Genomic DNA, 12,799 nt, shown 5'->3' with positions numbered 1-12,799 from the left:
CCCCCGGACGTGTGGGAGACGGGGAATCGAATGTCATGAACCAGGCGCGTGCTCGCGTGAGTTTTGCTCATGCGGCCGCACCGCTCCCGGCCGAGGCTGCGGGGTGAGCGAGGAGTGGAGTTCTATGTCCGCACCACCGTCGGGCGGCGGCGCGCCGATCGAGGATCGGCGGCAGCTGATCGAATACTTCGCGGCCGGCAACAAGCCGCGCGCCGCGTGGCGCATGGGCACCGAGCACGAGAAGTTCGGTTTCAACGCGCGCCTCAAGCCGCTGGCCTATGACGGCAGCGACGGCATCCGCGCCATGCTCGAGGGCATGACGCGCTTCGGCTGGGAGCCGATGACCGAGGGCAACAACATCATCGCGCTCCAGCGCGACAAGGCCAACATCACGCTGGAGCCGGGCGGCCAGCTCGAACTGTCCGGCGCGCCGCTCGAGACGCTGCACGAGACGGCGGCCGAGAACGCCCAGCACATCGACGAGGTCAAGGAGGTCGCGGGGGAGATCGGCGCCGCCTTCATCGGGCTCGGCTTCGCGCCGCAATGGACGCGCGAGGACATGCACTGGATGCCCAAGGGCCGCTACAAGATCATGCGCGACTACATGCCGAAGAAGGGCAAGCTCGGCCTCGACATGATGCTGCGCACCTGCACCGTGCAGACCAACCTCGACTTCGATTCCGAATCCGACATGGTGAAGAAGTTCCGCGTCTCGCTGGCGTTGCAGCCGCTCGCGACCGCGCTGTTCGCCAACTCGCCGTTCAAGGAGGGCAGGGACTCGGGCTTCAAGAGCTATCGCAGCCACATCTGGACCGACACCGATCCCGATCGCTGCGGCATGCTGCCCTTCGTGTTCGAGGACGGGTTCGGCTTCGAGCGCTATGCCGACTACATGCTCGACGTCCCGATGTACTTCGTCTACCGCGACGGCAAGTACATCGACGCGTCGGGCCAGAGCTTCCGCGACTTCATGAAGGGCCGGCTGCCGGCGCGGCCGGGCGAGCTGCCGACCGTCAACGACTGGGCCGACCACGTCACCACCGCGTTCCCCGAGGTGCGCCTGAAGCGCTACCTCGAGATGCGCGGCGCCGATTCCGGTCCGCTGCCCGCGCTCAACGCCCTGCCGGCCCTGTGGGTCGGCCTGCTCTACGACCAGACGGCGCTCGACGCGGCCTGGGACCTGGTGAAGGACTGGACCAGCGCCGAGCACGACTTCCTGCGCGCCGAGACGCCGCGCAGCGGCCTCGCCACCGTCTTCCGCGACCGGCCGCTCGCCGAATGGGCGCGCGAGGTCGTCGAGATCGCCCATGCCGGGCTCAGGGCGCGCAAGCGGCTCGATGCCGAGGGCAACGACGAGACGACCTATCTCGCGCCGCTCGACCGCGCGGTGGCCAGCGGCCTGGCGCCGGCCGACGAGCTGCTGGCCAAGTGGCAGGGCGAGTGGAAGGGCTCCTTCGCGCCGCTGTTCCGCGACCACGCCTACTGAGCTATCGTCGGGCAATGCTCGACCGTTGCGACCGCGTGCAGATCGCCGTGCAGGATGCGGCCCGGGCGGCCCAGCGCTTCGGGCGGCTGCTCGGTGCCGAGGTGGCGCGCCGTGACCACAGCCGCCATCTTGCGGCCCGGCGGACCGTGCTGGCCGTGGGCGAAAGCGAGTTCGAGCTGTGCGAACCCGACGGCGCGGGACTGGCGCAGGATTTCCTCGCGCGGCGCGGCGAGGGGCTCATGACCGCCGGCTACTGCACCGCCGATCTCGACGGCATGGCGCGGCGCTGGCAGGGGCTGGGCGTCGCCTACGACCGCGACGGCGAGCAGCTCTACCTGGCGCCCGACACGACGTTCGGCCTGCCCCTCGTGATCTCCGGGAGCACCTACCGGCCGCGCGTCGGGCCGGTCTCGTTCCTCTACGAGACGACCAACACGCTGGCCAGCGACTGGCGTCGCGTCGCCGCCGTCTATGCCGGCCTGTTCGGCCTCGACCCGTCGCGCTTCAGCGAGATCGGCAGCGAACGCTTCGGCTATGTCGGCACGCTCACCCTGTTCGATCCGCCCAACCGGCTCGACCGCATCGAGCTCAGCCAGGCGACCGACGACGTCCAGGCGATGGGACGCTTCGTGAAGAAGCACGGCGATTCGCTCTACATGTGCTATGTCGAAACGCACGACTGGCCGGCCATCCGGGACCGCCTGCTCGAGGCCGACGCGCGCTACACGCCGCGCGGCGACGACGCGGCCACCGATCCCGATGGCGGCTGGGTGCATCCCAGGGAACTGCACGGGCTGCTGCTCGGCGTCTCCCGCACCGGCCTCGCCTGGGAATGGTCCGGCCGAAAGGATCTCGTACCCAAATCATGAAGCGCCGTCTCCTCGTCCTCGCCCTCCTGTCGGCGGCCCTGCCCGCTGTCACCCGGCCCGCCGCCGCCCAGACCGCCGACCCGTCGGAAGCCTGGCAGACCGTGGTCGGCCGCGACCTCAGCTTCCGCATCGAGATGCCGTCGCCGGTCAAGGAAAGCCGCGCCGCCGAGAAGGAGCAGGGCCATGCCTCCGAGCGGCTCTCCTGGTCGTCCAAGCGCGACGGCGAGATGTTCGACTTCGACTATGTCGACTACTCGCCCGGCTGGTTCTCCAAGCAGGACAGCAGGCAGATGGCCCGCGACCTCGGCCGCGGCGAGGCCGAGAAGGCGTTCCCGCGCGCCAAGTTCACCTACGTGCGCGACGAGCCCGTCGCCCTGCAGGGCTGGGACGGCTACGCGCTCGACATCGAGGACGCCCAGGGTGCCGCCGTCATGATGCGCACCTACATCGTCAAGGATCGCCTCTACCGCCTGCTGGTCACGGCCAAGAAGGACCCGGCCTCGCGGGCCGCGGCGACGCGCTTCCTCGACTCGCTCAGGCTGGCGCAGACACGCCCGTCCTGAGGTTGTTGCGCGACCGGCGGATCGATCAACAGGCACTGCGAATTATTCGCATCTGCGAGTCGGGTCTGTCATATTGCCGGCCTACGACCGCACGATGCCGCGTCACCTTCCTGTCCTGTTCATCCTCGCGCTGACCCAGATCGCCGGCTGGGGCATGGTCGGGCTCCTGCCGGTGATGGCGCCGCGGGTCGCCGCGACATTCGGATGCTCTCTGCCCTCGGTGTTTCTCGGGACCTCGGTGATGTACGTCACGATGGGACTCGCGGCGCCCTGGGCGGGCCGCGCCTTCCGTCGCTTCGGAACGCGCGAGGTCATGGCGGCAGGAGCCGGCACGATCGGTCTCGGGCTCGCGCTCCTCGCGGTTTCGCCGGGCATCGCGCTGTTCTGGGGGGCCTGGGCGCTGACGGGTGTGGGTGGCGCCCTGTTCCTGACGACCTCGGCCTACGCCTATGTCGCGGACTATGCCGAGGATCGGGCGCGCACCCTGATCGGGACCCTGATGCTGGTGACCGGCCTTGCCGGCAGTGTCTTCTGGCCGATCACCGGCTTCCTTGGCGGCTTGGTCGGATGGCGCGGGGTCGCGCTGATCTACGCCGCGATCATGGTCCTGGCGATCTGTCCGATGACCCGGCTCTGTCTGCCGGAGACCAAAGGCTCGACGGAAACGGTCCCCCCGGAGGGACGGCGCCGCACCGGTCGCGTGTTCGTCCTGCTGGTCGCCGCCATCGCCCTCAACAGCTTCGTCACCTTCGGCATCGAGGCCGTCGGCATTCAGCTACTGCAAGCCATGGGCATGGATTTGGCCGGCGCGGTGGCGATTGCGTCGCTCCTCGGCGTCGCCAAGGTCGGCGGCCGCCTGATCGATCTCCTGGGCGGACGGCGATGGGACGGGCTGTCGACCGCGATCGTCTCGGGAGCGATGATCCCGCTGGGCCTCGTGGCAATCTGGATCGGTGGAGCCGGGACGCTGTCCGTCGCGGGTTATCTCGCGCTGTTCGGCGTGGGGAGCGGGGCCTTCGCCGTGGCACGGGCCACGATGCCGCTCGTGTTCTTCCGGAAGGCCGACTATGCCGCGGCGATGGCGACCATCGCCTTGCCGATGAACCTGATCAATGCCCTGGCTCCGCCGATCCTGGCGGAACTCATGGCCCGCATCGGTGCACCGGTGACGTTCGCGCTGCTCGGCGGGCTGAGCGTGGCGGCCTTCGCCATTCTGCTGCTCTTGAACGGCATGCGGGTGCGGCCGGGCCTCGCCCCGTGACGGCCAGGGTCAGCGGTCGCGCCAGTCGAAGGCGAGCGGCGCCTCGCGGAAGGCGAAGCGGTCGAGATGGCGGGCCACCGCGCCCTTCAGCGCCTCGAGCTGGCCGTCCGAGCTCGCTTCGAGGTCGCAATCCAGCCCCTCTTCATGGGCCTGCAGGCGAAGCGTCGCATCGGCCGGCCAGTCGGCGCCGCGCGCGTTGCGCGGGAAGGTCACCGTGCCCTGCCGCTCGTCGAACGAGACGGCGAGATTGTGGCTCCAGTGTTTGCAGAGCTGCTGGAGGTAGCGGCTGGCGTGCGCCGTCGGCACGCGGACGTGGGAATGCGTCATGGTCCTGGTTCTTTTCGGTTGGGGGATCAGAGGCGCTCGATGCGGCGCGCGGCCTCGTCGAGGATGGCGGCGGCCTCGTGCACGGTCTCGGCCTGCACGTCGTCGCGCTCGAGACGGTAGCGCAGCGCATTGCGCAGGTTCTCGACGGCGCGCCGCACCGGCCCGTGCTCGGTATGCCGCCGCTCGCTGGCGAGCTGCGACAGGCGCGCCATCAGCGCCTCGACATCGTCCTTGCGCTCGCCGAGTTCGGCCTCGCCTTCGGCCGTGACGGCGAACGGCTTGCGCGCGCCCTCGGCCTCGGCCTCGGCAATCTGGCCCATGTCCTGGAGCACCGACAGGGTCGGGTAGACCACGCCGGGGCTCGGCACGTAGCTGCCGCCGGTCTGCGCCTCGATGGCGCGGATCAACTCGTAGCCGTGGCGCGGCTGCTCGGCGATCAGCCGCAGCAGCACGAGCCGAAGCTCGCCGGCGTCGAACAGGCGCCGGCGGCGGCCCTGCCCGTCCTCGCGCTCGCCCCAGCCGCCGCGCCCGTGGCGATGGCCGTGGCGGTGACCGTGCGGGCCGGACGGCCGGCCGTGGGAGTGATGATGGGATCTCATTGCGTCCTTTCTTGACGTGTTTGGATATGACTAAGATATATCTTAATAAGACTTATGTGGGGCAGTCGAGAGGAATCTTCAAGTCCCGGGGTCAAGCGTCAGGTGCTCGGGCGTCAGGCGTCGGCTGCGGCCGTCAGCTCGTCGGCGACCTCGACGATCTCGCGGGTGCGGGTGACGCCGGGCCAGGCGCGGTCGAACTCGGCGATCTGCTCGGCCAGCGCCCGCGAATCGAGGATGGCCTCGGCTTCCTCGACGCTGGGGAACTCGTACAGCGCGATGTGCACCAGCGGGTTGGTCCTGCTCCAGCAGCGCCACGCCCGGCGCGCCTTGAAGCCCTTGAAAGCGCTGGGCAGGTGCTCCTTGCCGTACCAGGCGTCGAGCCGTTCGCGGTCGGACAGGTGCACCAGTCTTGCCCGAACGATGAGATAGGCTGTAGCCATGGGCGTCCTCCTGAGGCGGCCGGTTCTCCGATCCTGCCGGCAGAGCGTAGGAGGGTCCGGGGCGTTAGGCGAGACCCGGCGACGAGGAAGGTGGCGACGGATGGCTGAGGGCATTTTTTCCGGGCTGCGGGTGATCGACTGCGCGAGCTGGATCGCCGGGCCGGCCGCAGCCACGATCCTCTCGGACTTCGGCGCCGAGGTGATCAAGCTCGAGCCGCCCGGCGCCGGCGATCCGTGGCGGGGCTCGCCACCCGTGCCGGGCAGGACCACCGACTACTGGTGGCAGCTCACCAGCCGCAACAAGCGCAGCCTCGCCATCGACCTCAAGCAGGCCGACGGCCTCGCCGTGCTGCACCGGCTGCTCGCCACCACCGACATCTTCATCACAAACTTCCCGCTGCCGGTGCGCGAACGACTCAAGATCGCCGCCGCCGATCTGCTGGCCGTCAACCCGCGGCTGATCTACGGCTCGATGACGGCCTATGGCGAGGTCGGTGCCGAGTCCGGCCGCACCGGCTTCGACGCCACCGCCTACTGGGCGCGCACCGGGCTGATGGACATGGTGCGGGCCACGCCCGACACCGAGCCGGTGCGGTCGATGCCGGGCATGGGCGACCATCCGACCGCGACCGCGCTCTACGCCGCCATCGTGACCGCACTCTATCGCCGCGAGAAGACGGGACGAGGCGGCGTCGCCCAGACCTCGCTGCTGCAGAACGGCCTGTGGGCCAACGGCTGCTATGTGCAGAACCGCCTGTTCGGCGAGCATGTTGCCCACCGGCCGCCGCGGCGCGCGACGCCGAGCGCGCTCGCCAACCACTATCGCTGCCGCGACGGCCGCTGGTTCCTGATGGCCCTGCACAACGAGGCCCGCCAGCTCGCGAGCTTCCTGAAGGCGATCGACGCCGAGCACCTGGCCGAGGATCCGCGCTTCGCCACCCAGGCCGAGCGCCGCGCCAACGCGCCGGCGCTGACGACGATCCTCGAGCGGATCTTCGCCACCCGCGATCTCGCCGAGTGGCGGCCGATCCTCGAGAAGGCGGGCGTCACCTTCGGCCCGGTCGCGTCCGTCGACGAGGCCGGCGACGATCCGCAGTCCCGCCTCATCGGCGCCCTGGTGCCCTTCGCCGACGGCGCCGGCCTCACCGTGTCGAGCCCTTTCCACGTCGAAGGCGAGACCAAGGTCGCCCCGGCCCGCGCGCCCGCGGTCGGCCAGCATTCCGAGGCGGTGCTGCGCGACGCCGGCTACTCGGCCGCCGAGATCGATCGGCTCAAGGGCCTCGGCGTCCTACAGGCGTAGCAAGACCCCCGAGCGGCACGGAGTGCGCCACGCCGTGGCGCGTCTTTGGAGCGCGGACCTCCAGGTTCGCTCATGGACACGTTCCTGGCGCTCACTTCTTCTGGAAGGGATAGACCGTGTTCCAGTCGGCCTTCATGTCGACCACGGTCCAGCCGCGCTGCCGGGCCTCGTCGAGCGCCTTGTCGAGCTTCCCGAAGTGGCTCTGCCGGTCGTAGGCGAACTCGCGCCCGGCGTCGGTGTGGTGGACCAGGCCCATGAGGCGCGGGCCGGAACCGGCGGCCGTGTACTGCAGCATCTCGAGGTCGCCGTCGGAGTTGCCGAAGGCGAGGACCGGGCGGCGGCCGATGAAGTGGTTGATGGCGACCGGCTTGCCCGGTCCGTCGTCGATGAAGTCGACGGCCTTCTCCTTGACCAGCACCGGCTGGCCGTCGCGGCGCTCGAGCTTCACGACGCCGTAGGAACCCACGACCTGCTCGGGCGGGATGCCGTAGACCTTCTCGGTCCAGGCCCGCATGAACTCGATGCCGCCGCCCGAGACGATGTAGGTCTTGAACTGGTGGGCGCGCAGCAGCGCCATCAGCTCGAGCATCGGCTGGAAGATCAGGTCGGTGTAGGGCCGGCCGAACTTCGGATGCCGCGCGGTCGCGATCCAGTCGGTGACCGATCGGTTGAATTGCTCGACGGTCATGCCGGCATGGGTGACGGCCAGCAGCTCGAGCAGGCCCTTCTCGCCGGTCGCGGCCAGTCCCGCCATGTCGCCGGCCAGGACCGAGCGGAACGGCTCCCTGTCCTTCCACTCGGGATGCTGCGGCGCCATCGCCTTCGCCTGGTCGATGGCGAAGGCGGCCTGGAAGTAGAAGGGCTGCTCGGTCCACAGCGTGCCGTCATTGTCGAACACCGCGATCCGTTCGGGCGCCGCCACGAAGTCGGCGCCGCCCGGTGCCGTCGTGCGGGCGACGAAATCGAGGAGCGACCGCTTCGCGGCGCCGTCGTTCCACGAGGGCAGGGGATCGGCCTGGGCGAACGCCGGCCGCCATGGCGACGCCATCACGGCTCCTCCGGCGAGCCCGGCCGAAACCAGGGCGCCCGGCACCAGACGCATCGTCCGTCGGCGTGTCAGCTCCATGATCGAGCTCCCTTCGCGTAACGCGCGCCGTGTCAGCGCGGCCTGGGCGGCGGCACCGTGCTCCGTTGAAAACGGCGTCTACTCGGCCGCCTGCCGGCTCTCCGGCGGCGCGTCCACGACCCGCGTCTTGAAGTCGGCCGGCGCCACGATCTCCAGCACCTCGAAATCGTCCGAGCAGGCGATCTCGCGATGGGGGATGCCCGGGCGCTGGTTGATGCAGTCGCCCTTGCGGATCGTGTGCACGCCCTGGCCGGCATATTCGAAGGTGGCCCAGCCGTTCAGCACGTAGACCATCTGGAAGGTGCAGTCGTGGACATGCCACTGCTGCACCTCGTCCTTCATCTCCTTGCCGTTGTGGCGGATGACGTGGGCGACATAGTCGCCCCTGGTCGAACTCTTGATGGCGAGGTCGCGGTACTCGAAGATCTCGCGCAGTCCCGGCGTCCATGTGGCGTCGCTCGCGAGATCGTGGCTGAAGGCCCAGTCCTTGATGTCGGCCATTGTTTCCCTCCCGGCTGGTCGGACGGCGAGTTTCCGCCCGGCCGCGCGGCTTGTCGAGGCGGGACCATTAGACACGACCGTGTCCGGCGTTCTATTGCCTGTGGCCAGGACCATCGAACGTGACCGACGCGCCATCTTCCGGGGCAGAAGCGACCGGAGGGGCGGGGCTGGGGGATTCTGTTGAAGGTACGGACATGACGGGCTCGTCCCGGGGCCGCCGCCGCGGCGGGAGGCTGGGGAACCTTGTCGCGATCGGGGCGGGCGCCGCGCTGCTGGCCGCCTGCGCCGGCTCCAGCGCCTCCTACCAGGAAGCCGCCCTGAAGGCGTCCGAGGACGGCGACCAGAAGACGGCGGTGAGCCTGGCGCGCAAGGAGGTCGAGCGCTTCTCGGGGCCCGACCAGTGCTCGCGCAGCGCCAACGTCAACTGCGGGACGCTGGCGCTCGCCTACGGCGCGCTGGCCGGCTACCAGATCATGGGCGGCGACAGGACGGGCGGGGAGGGCAGCTTCATCCAGGCCAAGGGGGCGCTCAGCCTGACCGACCCGGCGATCCGCGCGAGCGCCACCGGCATCGTCTACCGCGACGTCTCGGAAGCCTTCTGGAAGGCCGGCGACCGTGCTCGCGCCACCGCCGTCTTCAAGGAAGGCCGCGCCGCGGGCGGCGACGAATACCTCTACATGTCCTCGGCCGCCCACGAGGCGGAGCCGAAGCCGGCCGATCCGGCCGCGGACATGAAGGCAGCGGACGCCCAGCCGACGGATGCCAAGGCCGTGGACGGCAAGGTGACCGATCCGAAGGCAGGCGATCCGAAGGCGCCGGGTTCAAGGCCGGCCGCAGCCAAGCTGGTCAATCCCAGGCAGTCGGATCGACCCCCGACGAACTGACGTCGGGTCGCTGCATCGCTACGTGCTTCGCGCTCCGGTCAAGACGACGGAACGCGCCGCACGCTCCGCCGTCCTCCCATCAGCACCGCCGCCCCCATCGCGGTTCCCGCGGCCGCCATCCCCAGCACCGGCCCATAGCCCGCGAAGGCATCGCGCAGGACGCCGAACAGCGCCGGGCCCAGCGCCGACACGAGCTGGATGACGGTGGCGGCGCTGCCGTAGGTGGCGCCGAAGGCGGCGGCGCCGAACTCGCGGCGGACGACGACGGGTCCCAGCGTCGTGACGTGGCCGATGCCGTAGCCGTAGACCAGGCTCGCCGCGACCAGCACGGCGGCGGAGGGGAAGAGGGCGATCGCGGCAAGGGCCGCGGTCTGCACCAGCATGATGACGGCGGCGAGCCGCCGCGGATCGACCCGGTCGACGATGCGCGCCAGCACCAGGCGGCCGGCGAAGGCGGTGACGCCGGTGGCGCTGATCAGCAGGCCCGCGCCCGCGGCGCCCAGCGCCGGCGCGGCCAGGGCGAGGTGATGGGTGATGAAGCCGATCTGCACCGTGAGTCCCAGCGCGAAGCCCGCCGCCGCGCTCCACAGCAGCGCCCGCCGGACCGCCGGCGGGCTGACGGACGGATCGCCGAGCGGCGGCGGAAGCGGGAGAGCGGACGCGGCGGCCGGTGTGCCCGGCTGCGCCGGCGCATCGCCGTCGCGCCGCAGGCCGAGGTCGGCCGGTCCGCGAAAGCGCAGCACCCGGCCGATCAGCGGCAGGAGCACGAGGGCCGCCACGAGCGCTGCCGTCGCGAGGCCCGGCCCGAGGCCGAGCCGCGCCAGCGCAAGCAGCAGCAGCGGCACGCCCGCGATCGCGCCCATGCTGGCGCCCATCAGGGCGAGCGTGATCGAGCGACCCTGGTGGCGCTCGAACCACGGCGCTACTGTCGCCGAGAGGCCGGTGGTCGAGAGCGTCGACCAGCCGATGCCGACCAGCACGAAGCAGGGATAGAGCTGCCACGGCGCCTGCACCTGGCCGATCAGCGCGACGCCGGCCGCGATCGAGACGGTGCCCAGGGCCAGCACGGGGCGCGGGCCCCAGCGGTCGATGCTGCGGCCGACCGTGCGCTGCACGGCGGCGCTCACCAGGAAGAAGAGCGTGATGGCCGAGGCGACCTCGGCCACGGCCCAGCCGTGCGCGGCGGTGACCGCCTGGAGGTAGACGCTCGAGCCGAACAGGCCCAGCCCCCAGCCGAAGGAGGCGACGACGAAGCAGACGGCGACGACGCGCCAGCCGTGGAAGAGCGTCAGGGCAGGGCTTCCGCGGCACGCATGGCGGGCAGGATGCCCGACCGGCGCGGCCGTGCGCAAGGCGCAGCCGCGCCGGTCGTCTCGCGCGTCAGCGCCCGCCGGCGATGCGCTTGGCGTATTCGAGGAAGCTCTGCGACTGCGGCAGCACTTCCTGCGCGTAGCGGCGCAGGGGACCGCTCTTGCCGTTCTGCGAATAGGCGCCGAACTGGGCGACCGCAGCCGTCTGGATGGCGACCTGCGCGTTGGCGTAGGCGGTATCGAACGCCGCGCCCTGCAGCGTGTTGAGGCGCGCCATCGCGTCGTTGGCCATCTTCCGCACCGTCTCGTCCGGCGCCAGGGTCACGCCCGCCTCGCTGCGGTTGCGGGCCAGCGACTGCGCCGCCTTGGGATACTCCGCGACGGCGCGCGTGGCATAGCCGCGGATGCGCTCGTCGGTCGAGCGGCTGAGCGCGAGCTGGCCCGACTGGACCTCGAAGTCGTTCACGGTCTGCGCGAAGCCCACGAAACTGGCATCGGGCAGGGCGTCGACGGCGTAGGCCGCGGGGACGTGGGCCAGGGGTGCCACGGCCAGCAGGCCGAGCAGGGTGCGGCGGATGATCGGCGTCATGGGTTCCTCCTCAGTCGAGTGGTCGAGATGTCGGTTCGTGGGCCATCGCCGGTCGGCCTTGTCCGTGAACAGCTTCGCGACGCTGGACGTGTCGTAATCCGTGCCGCCAGCAGACCGGCGGAACGCCGCGCGCGCTTCACCGCCAACTGTCGCTCGGCGAGTGGCCGTTGCCGGTGCACGACATACGACGAATGCAACCGGGCAGCGGGCGATGAGATCACGCGGACCCCGGCCGTTCAAGCCGATCACGAAAATGTTCGAACGAGCCGCTGCGCCGCCGGTCACTCGACCAGCGGCGGCCTCCTGGCCCAGGGATAGCCGTTGCGTGCCCGCTGGTATCCGTAGTCGTAGAGCGCCCGCATGTAGTCCTGGTCGAACGGCTTGGGAAGCTTCCCGGTGAAGTCGGGGCCTATGTAGGCGAGGTTGTAGGCCACCTTGTCGCGCTGGGTCGTGTAGTAGATGCGCACCGTGTCGTTGTAGCCGCTGGCCACGATCATGGTGGAGATCGCCCGGCCGGTGATGCCCAGCATCTCGCGGCGCACGTCGGCCCAGTCGGGGTCCAGCCGACCGTTGCGGATGATGTAGGCGGTTGCGGTCGCGACCGGGCGGTGCGCCGCCATCCGCTGCCGGCGTTGGGTCGTCAGGGTCGCGGGATAGAGGAAGCTTTGGACGAAGGCGCCGCCGTCCACGTGCATCTCCTGGTAGCTCTTGTCGCCGGATGTCACGTCGAACAGGGTCGGCGGGAAGGCGCCGGGCACGGCGGCGGAGGCGAGCAGAATGCGCCGGATCGTGTCGGCCGCCCTGGGATGGCCGCTGGCGGCGATGGCCCCGATGTTCCAGATCACCGGTTGCTGCGCGTCGAGGTTGGTGGTGCCGATCAGCAGCAGGCGGCCGGACTGGTAGGCGCGGGCGATGTCCTGCAGCATCCGGTCGTCGAGGACGCGCGATATGGTCTGGAACAGGGGCGCGTTGTCGGCCAGCGCATCGTCGAACAGCGCCGCCGTCACGCCGCGCTCCCGCAGCACGTCGGCGGCGGTGATGCCGGTATAGACATAGCGCAGCTGCGGATCGTAGCCGGATCCGAGATAGGCGAACGGCGCCGTCAGGGAACCGGTACTGACGCCGGTGACGACGTCGAACGTCGGACGGTCACCGTGCTCGGTCCAGCCGCACAGCAGGCCCGCGCCGAAGGCGCCGTCCTCGCCGCCACCGGAGACGGCCAGCAGATCCAGCTTCAGCTCGGCGAGGGAAGCGACGCCCTGCCGAGCCATCTGACGCTCACCGGCGGCAACGAACTCCGCGGCCAGCGCCTCGCTGCCCAGGACGGGATAGAAGCGTTCGTTGGGCAGGCCGAGAACGCTGGCCTCGAGGAGCTTGTCGCGCGGCAGCGCGGGGCCGCGGGCAGGCGTCGCGCAGCCCGGGGCAATGGCGGCACAGGCTCCGCCGGCGGTCATGCGGAGTACCCGGCGTCGCGACGTCGGGCCAGAGAATGCGATACTCACGTCGTGGTACCTTCCTGCGGAGAGACCGGGCGACCGTTGGGC

14 protein-coding genes are annotated in these 12,799 nt (G+C 70.4%); 6 read left to right on the top strand and 8 right to left on the bottom strand.

All coding sequences use genetic code 11. The features are described from left to right. The first annotated feature begins 124 nt into the window (after positions 1–124). The 4 genes from ACO073_RS24390 to ACO073_RS24375 all read left to right on the top strand — a co-directional run bounded on the left by ACO073_RS24390 (position 125) and on the right by ACO073_RS24375 (position 4,179). Positions 125–1,486, top strand: coding sequence for a glutamate--cysteine ligase (locus ACO073_RS24390; RefSeq protein WP_422001086.1), 1,362 nt, complete (start codon positions 125–127; stop codon positions 1,484–1,486). A gap of 14 nt (positions 1,487–1,500) precedes the next feature. Then, entirely contained in the window at positions 1,501–2,355 is an 855-nt protein-coding gene (locus ACO073_RS24385; protein WP_422001084.1) for a VOC family protein, read from the top strand. After that, on the top strand, positions 2,352–2,918 hold the full coding sequence (locus tag ACO073_RS24380) for a hypothetical protein (protein WP_422001083.1): 567 nt from the start codon (positions 2,352–2,354) through the stop codon (positions 2,916–2,918). Before ACO073_RS24385 ends, ACO073_RS24380 begins: the two co-directional genes overlap by 4 nt. 94 nt (positions 2,919–3,012) lie before the next feature. After that, on the top strand, positions 3,013–4,179 hold the full coding sequence (locus ACO073_RS24375) for an MFS transporter (RefSeq protein WP_422001081.1): 1,167 nt from the start codon (positions 3,013–3,015) through the stop codon (positions 4,177–4,179). Positions 4,180–4,188: 9 nt separating this feature from the next. Here the strand turns inward: ACO073_RS24375 and ACO073_RS24370 are convergent, their stop codons facing one another. The 3 genes from ACO073_RS24370 to ACO073_RS24360 all read right to left on the bottom strand — a co-directional run bounded on the left by ACO073_RS24370 (position 4,189) and on the right by ACO073_RS24360 (position 5,545). Then, complete coding sequence (locus ACO073_RS24370) at positions 4,189–4,506, bottom strand: DUF2218 domain-containing protein (RefSeq protein ID WP_422001079.1); 318 nt, start codon at positions 4,504–4,506, stop codon at positions 4,189–4,191. A 26-nt stretch (positions 4,507–4,532) separates the two neighbouring features. Continuing rightward, on the bottom strand, positions 4,533–5,105 hold the full coding sequence (locus tag ACO073_RS24365; protein ID WP_422001077.1) for a PadR family transcriptional regulator: 573 nt from the start codon (positions 5,103–5,105) through the stop codon (positions 4,533–4,535). Positions 5,106–5,218: 113 nt separating this feature from the next. After that, on the bottom strand, positions 5,219–5,545 hold the full coding sequence (locus tag ACO073_RS24360; RefSeq protein ID WP_422001075.1) for a hypothetical protein: 327 nt from the start codon (positions 5,543–5,545) through the stop codon (positions 5,219–5,221). 100 nt (positions 5,546–5,645) lie between these two features. On the opposite strand from ACO073_RS24360, the gene ACO073_RS24355 reads away from it, so the two are divergent. Then, positions 5,646–6,845 carry a CaiB/BaiF CoA transferase family protein gene (locus ACO073_RS24355; RefSeq protein ID WP_422001073.1) on the top strand — a complete coding sequence of 400 codons (1,200 nt, stop codon included), beginning with the start codon at positions 5,646–5,648 and terminating at the stop codon, positions 6,843–6,845. A 91-nt stretch (positions 6,846–6,936) separates the two neighbouring features. On the opposite strand, the gene ACO073_RS24350 is transcribed toward ACO073_RS24355, so the two are convergent. Continuing rightward, a complete protein-coding gene (locus tag ACO073_RS24350; RefSeq protein WP_422001071.1) occupies positions 6,937–7,971 on the bottom strand; it encodes an HAD family hydrolase in 1,035 nt (344 codons plus the stop codon). A gap of 78 nt (positions 7,972–8,049) precedes the next feature. Beyond that, the gene (locus tag ACO073_RS24345; RefSeq protein ID WP_422001069.1) at positions 8,050–8,472 is read right to left on the bottom strand and encodes a cupin domain-containing protein; all 423 of its coding nucleotides are present in this window, start codon (positions 8,470–8,472) and stop codon (positions 8,050–8,052) included. A 194-nt stretch (positions 8,473–8,666) separates the two neighbouring features. On the opposite strand from ACO073_RS24345, the gene ACO073_RS24340 reads away from it, so the two are divergent. Further along, positions 8,667–9,356 carry a hypothetical protein gene (locus ACO073_RS24340; RefSeq protein ID WP_422001068.1) on the top strand — a complete coding sequence of 230 codons (690 nt, stop codon included), beginning with the start codon at positions 8,667–8,669 and terminating at the stop codon, positions 9,354–9,356. 38 nt (positions 9,357–9,394) lie between these two features. Here the strand turns inward: ACO073_RS24340 and ACO073_RS24335 are convergent, their stop codons facing one another. From ACO073_RS24335 to ACO073_RS24325, 3 genes are all read right to left on the bottom strand, one after another. After that, positions 9,395–10,708, bottom strand: coding sequence for an MFS transporter (locus tag ACO073_RS24335; RefSeq protein ID WP_422001066.1), 1,314 nt, complete (start codon positions 10,706–10,708; stop codon positions 9,395–9,397). Positions 10,709–10,736: 28 nt separating this feature from the next. Continuing rightward, positions 10,737–11,255, bottom strand: a complete 519-nt coding sequence (locus tag ACO073_RS24330; protein ID WP_422001064.1) for a DUF4142 domain-containing protein — start codon at positions 11,253–11,255, stop codon at positions 10,737–10,739. A 281-nt stretch (positions 11,256–11,536) separates the two neighbouring features. Beyond that, on the bottom strand, positions 11,537–12,709 hold the full coding sequence (locus tag ACO073_RS24325) for a patatin-like phospholipase family protein (RefSeq protein ID WP_422001062.1): 1,173 nt from the start codon (positions 12,707–12,709) through the stop codon (positions 11,537–11,539). Between the last annotated feature and the right edge of the window lie 90 nt (positions 12,710–12,799).

The organism is Reyranella sp. (assembly GCF_965229815.1).
Taxonomy (GTDB): domain Bacteria; phylum Pseudomonadota; class Alphaproteobacteria; order Reyranellales; family Reyranellaceae; genus Reyranella.
The sequence above is the reverse complement of the archived record's forward strand: the minus strand, read 5'-3'. Positions and strand labels throughout refer to the sequence as shown.

Excerpts from the sequence above, each read along its gene's own strand:
- ACO073_RS24325 (WP_422001062.1), bottom strand. The coding sequence starts at position 12,709 with ATGACCGCCGGCGGAGCCTGTGCCGCCATTGCCCCGGGCTGCGCGACG.
- ACO073_RS24330 (WP_422001064.1), bottom strand. The coding sequence starts at position 11,255 with ATGACGCCGATCATCCGCCGCACCCTGCTCGGCCTGCTGGCCGTGGCA.
- ACO073_RS24375 (WP_422001081.1), top strand. The coding sequence starts at position 3,013 with ATGCCGCGTCACCTTCCTGTCCTGTTCATCCTCGCGCTGACCCAGATC.
- ACO073_RS24365 (WP_422001077.1), bottom strand. The coding sequence starts at position 5,105 with ATGAGATCCCATCATCACTCCCACGGCCGGCCGTCCGGCCCGCACGGT.
- ACO073_RS24340 (WP_422001068.1), top strand. The coding sequence starts at position 8,667 with ATGACGGGCTCGTCCCGGGGCCGCCGCCGCGGCGGGAGGCTGGGGAAC.
- ACO073_RS24345 (WP_422001069.1), bottom strand. The coding sequence starts at position 8,472 with ATGGCCGACATCAAGGACTGGGCCTTCAGCCACGATCTCGCGAGCGAC.
- ACO073_RS24360 (WP_422001075.1), bottom strand. The coding sequence starts at position 5,545 with ATGGCTACAGCCTATCTCATCGTTCGGGCAAGACTGGTGCACCTGTCC.
- ACO073_RS24350 (WP_422001071.1), bottom strand. The coding sequence starts at position 7,971 with ATGGAGCTGACACGCCGACGGACGATGCGTCTGGTGCCGGGCGCCCTG.
- ACO073_RS24385 (WP_422001084.1), top strand. The coding sequence starts at position 1,501 with ATGCTCGACCGTTGCGACCGCGTGCAGATCGCCGTGCAGGATGCGGCC.
- ACO073_RS24355 (WP_422001073.1), top strand. The coding sequence starts at position 5,646 with ATGGCTGAGGGCATTTTTTCCGGGCTGCGGGTGATCGACTGCGCGAGC.
- ACO073_RS24390 (WP_422001086.1), top strand. The coding sequence starts at position 125 with ATGTCCGCACCACCGTCGGGCGGCGGCGCGCCGATCGAGGATCGGCGG.
- ACO073_RS24380 (WP_422001083.1), top strand. The coding sequence starts at position 2,352 with ATGAAGCGCCGTCTCCTCGTCCTCGCCCTCCTGTCGGCGGCCCTGCCC.
- ACO073_RS24370 (WP_422001079.1), bottom strand. The coding sequence starts at position 4,506 with ATGACGCATTCCCACGTCCGCGTGCCGACGGCGCACGCCAGCCGCTAC.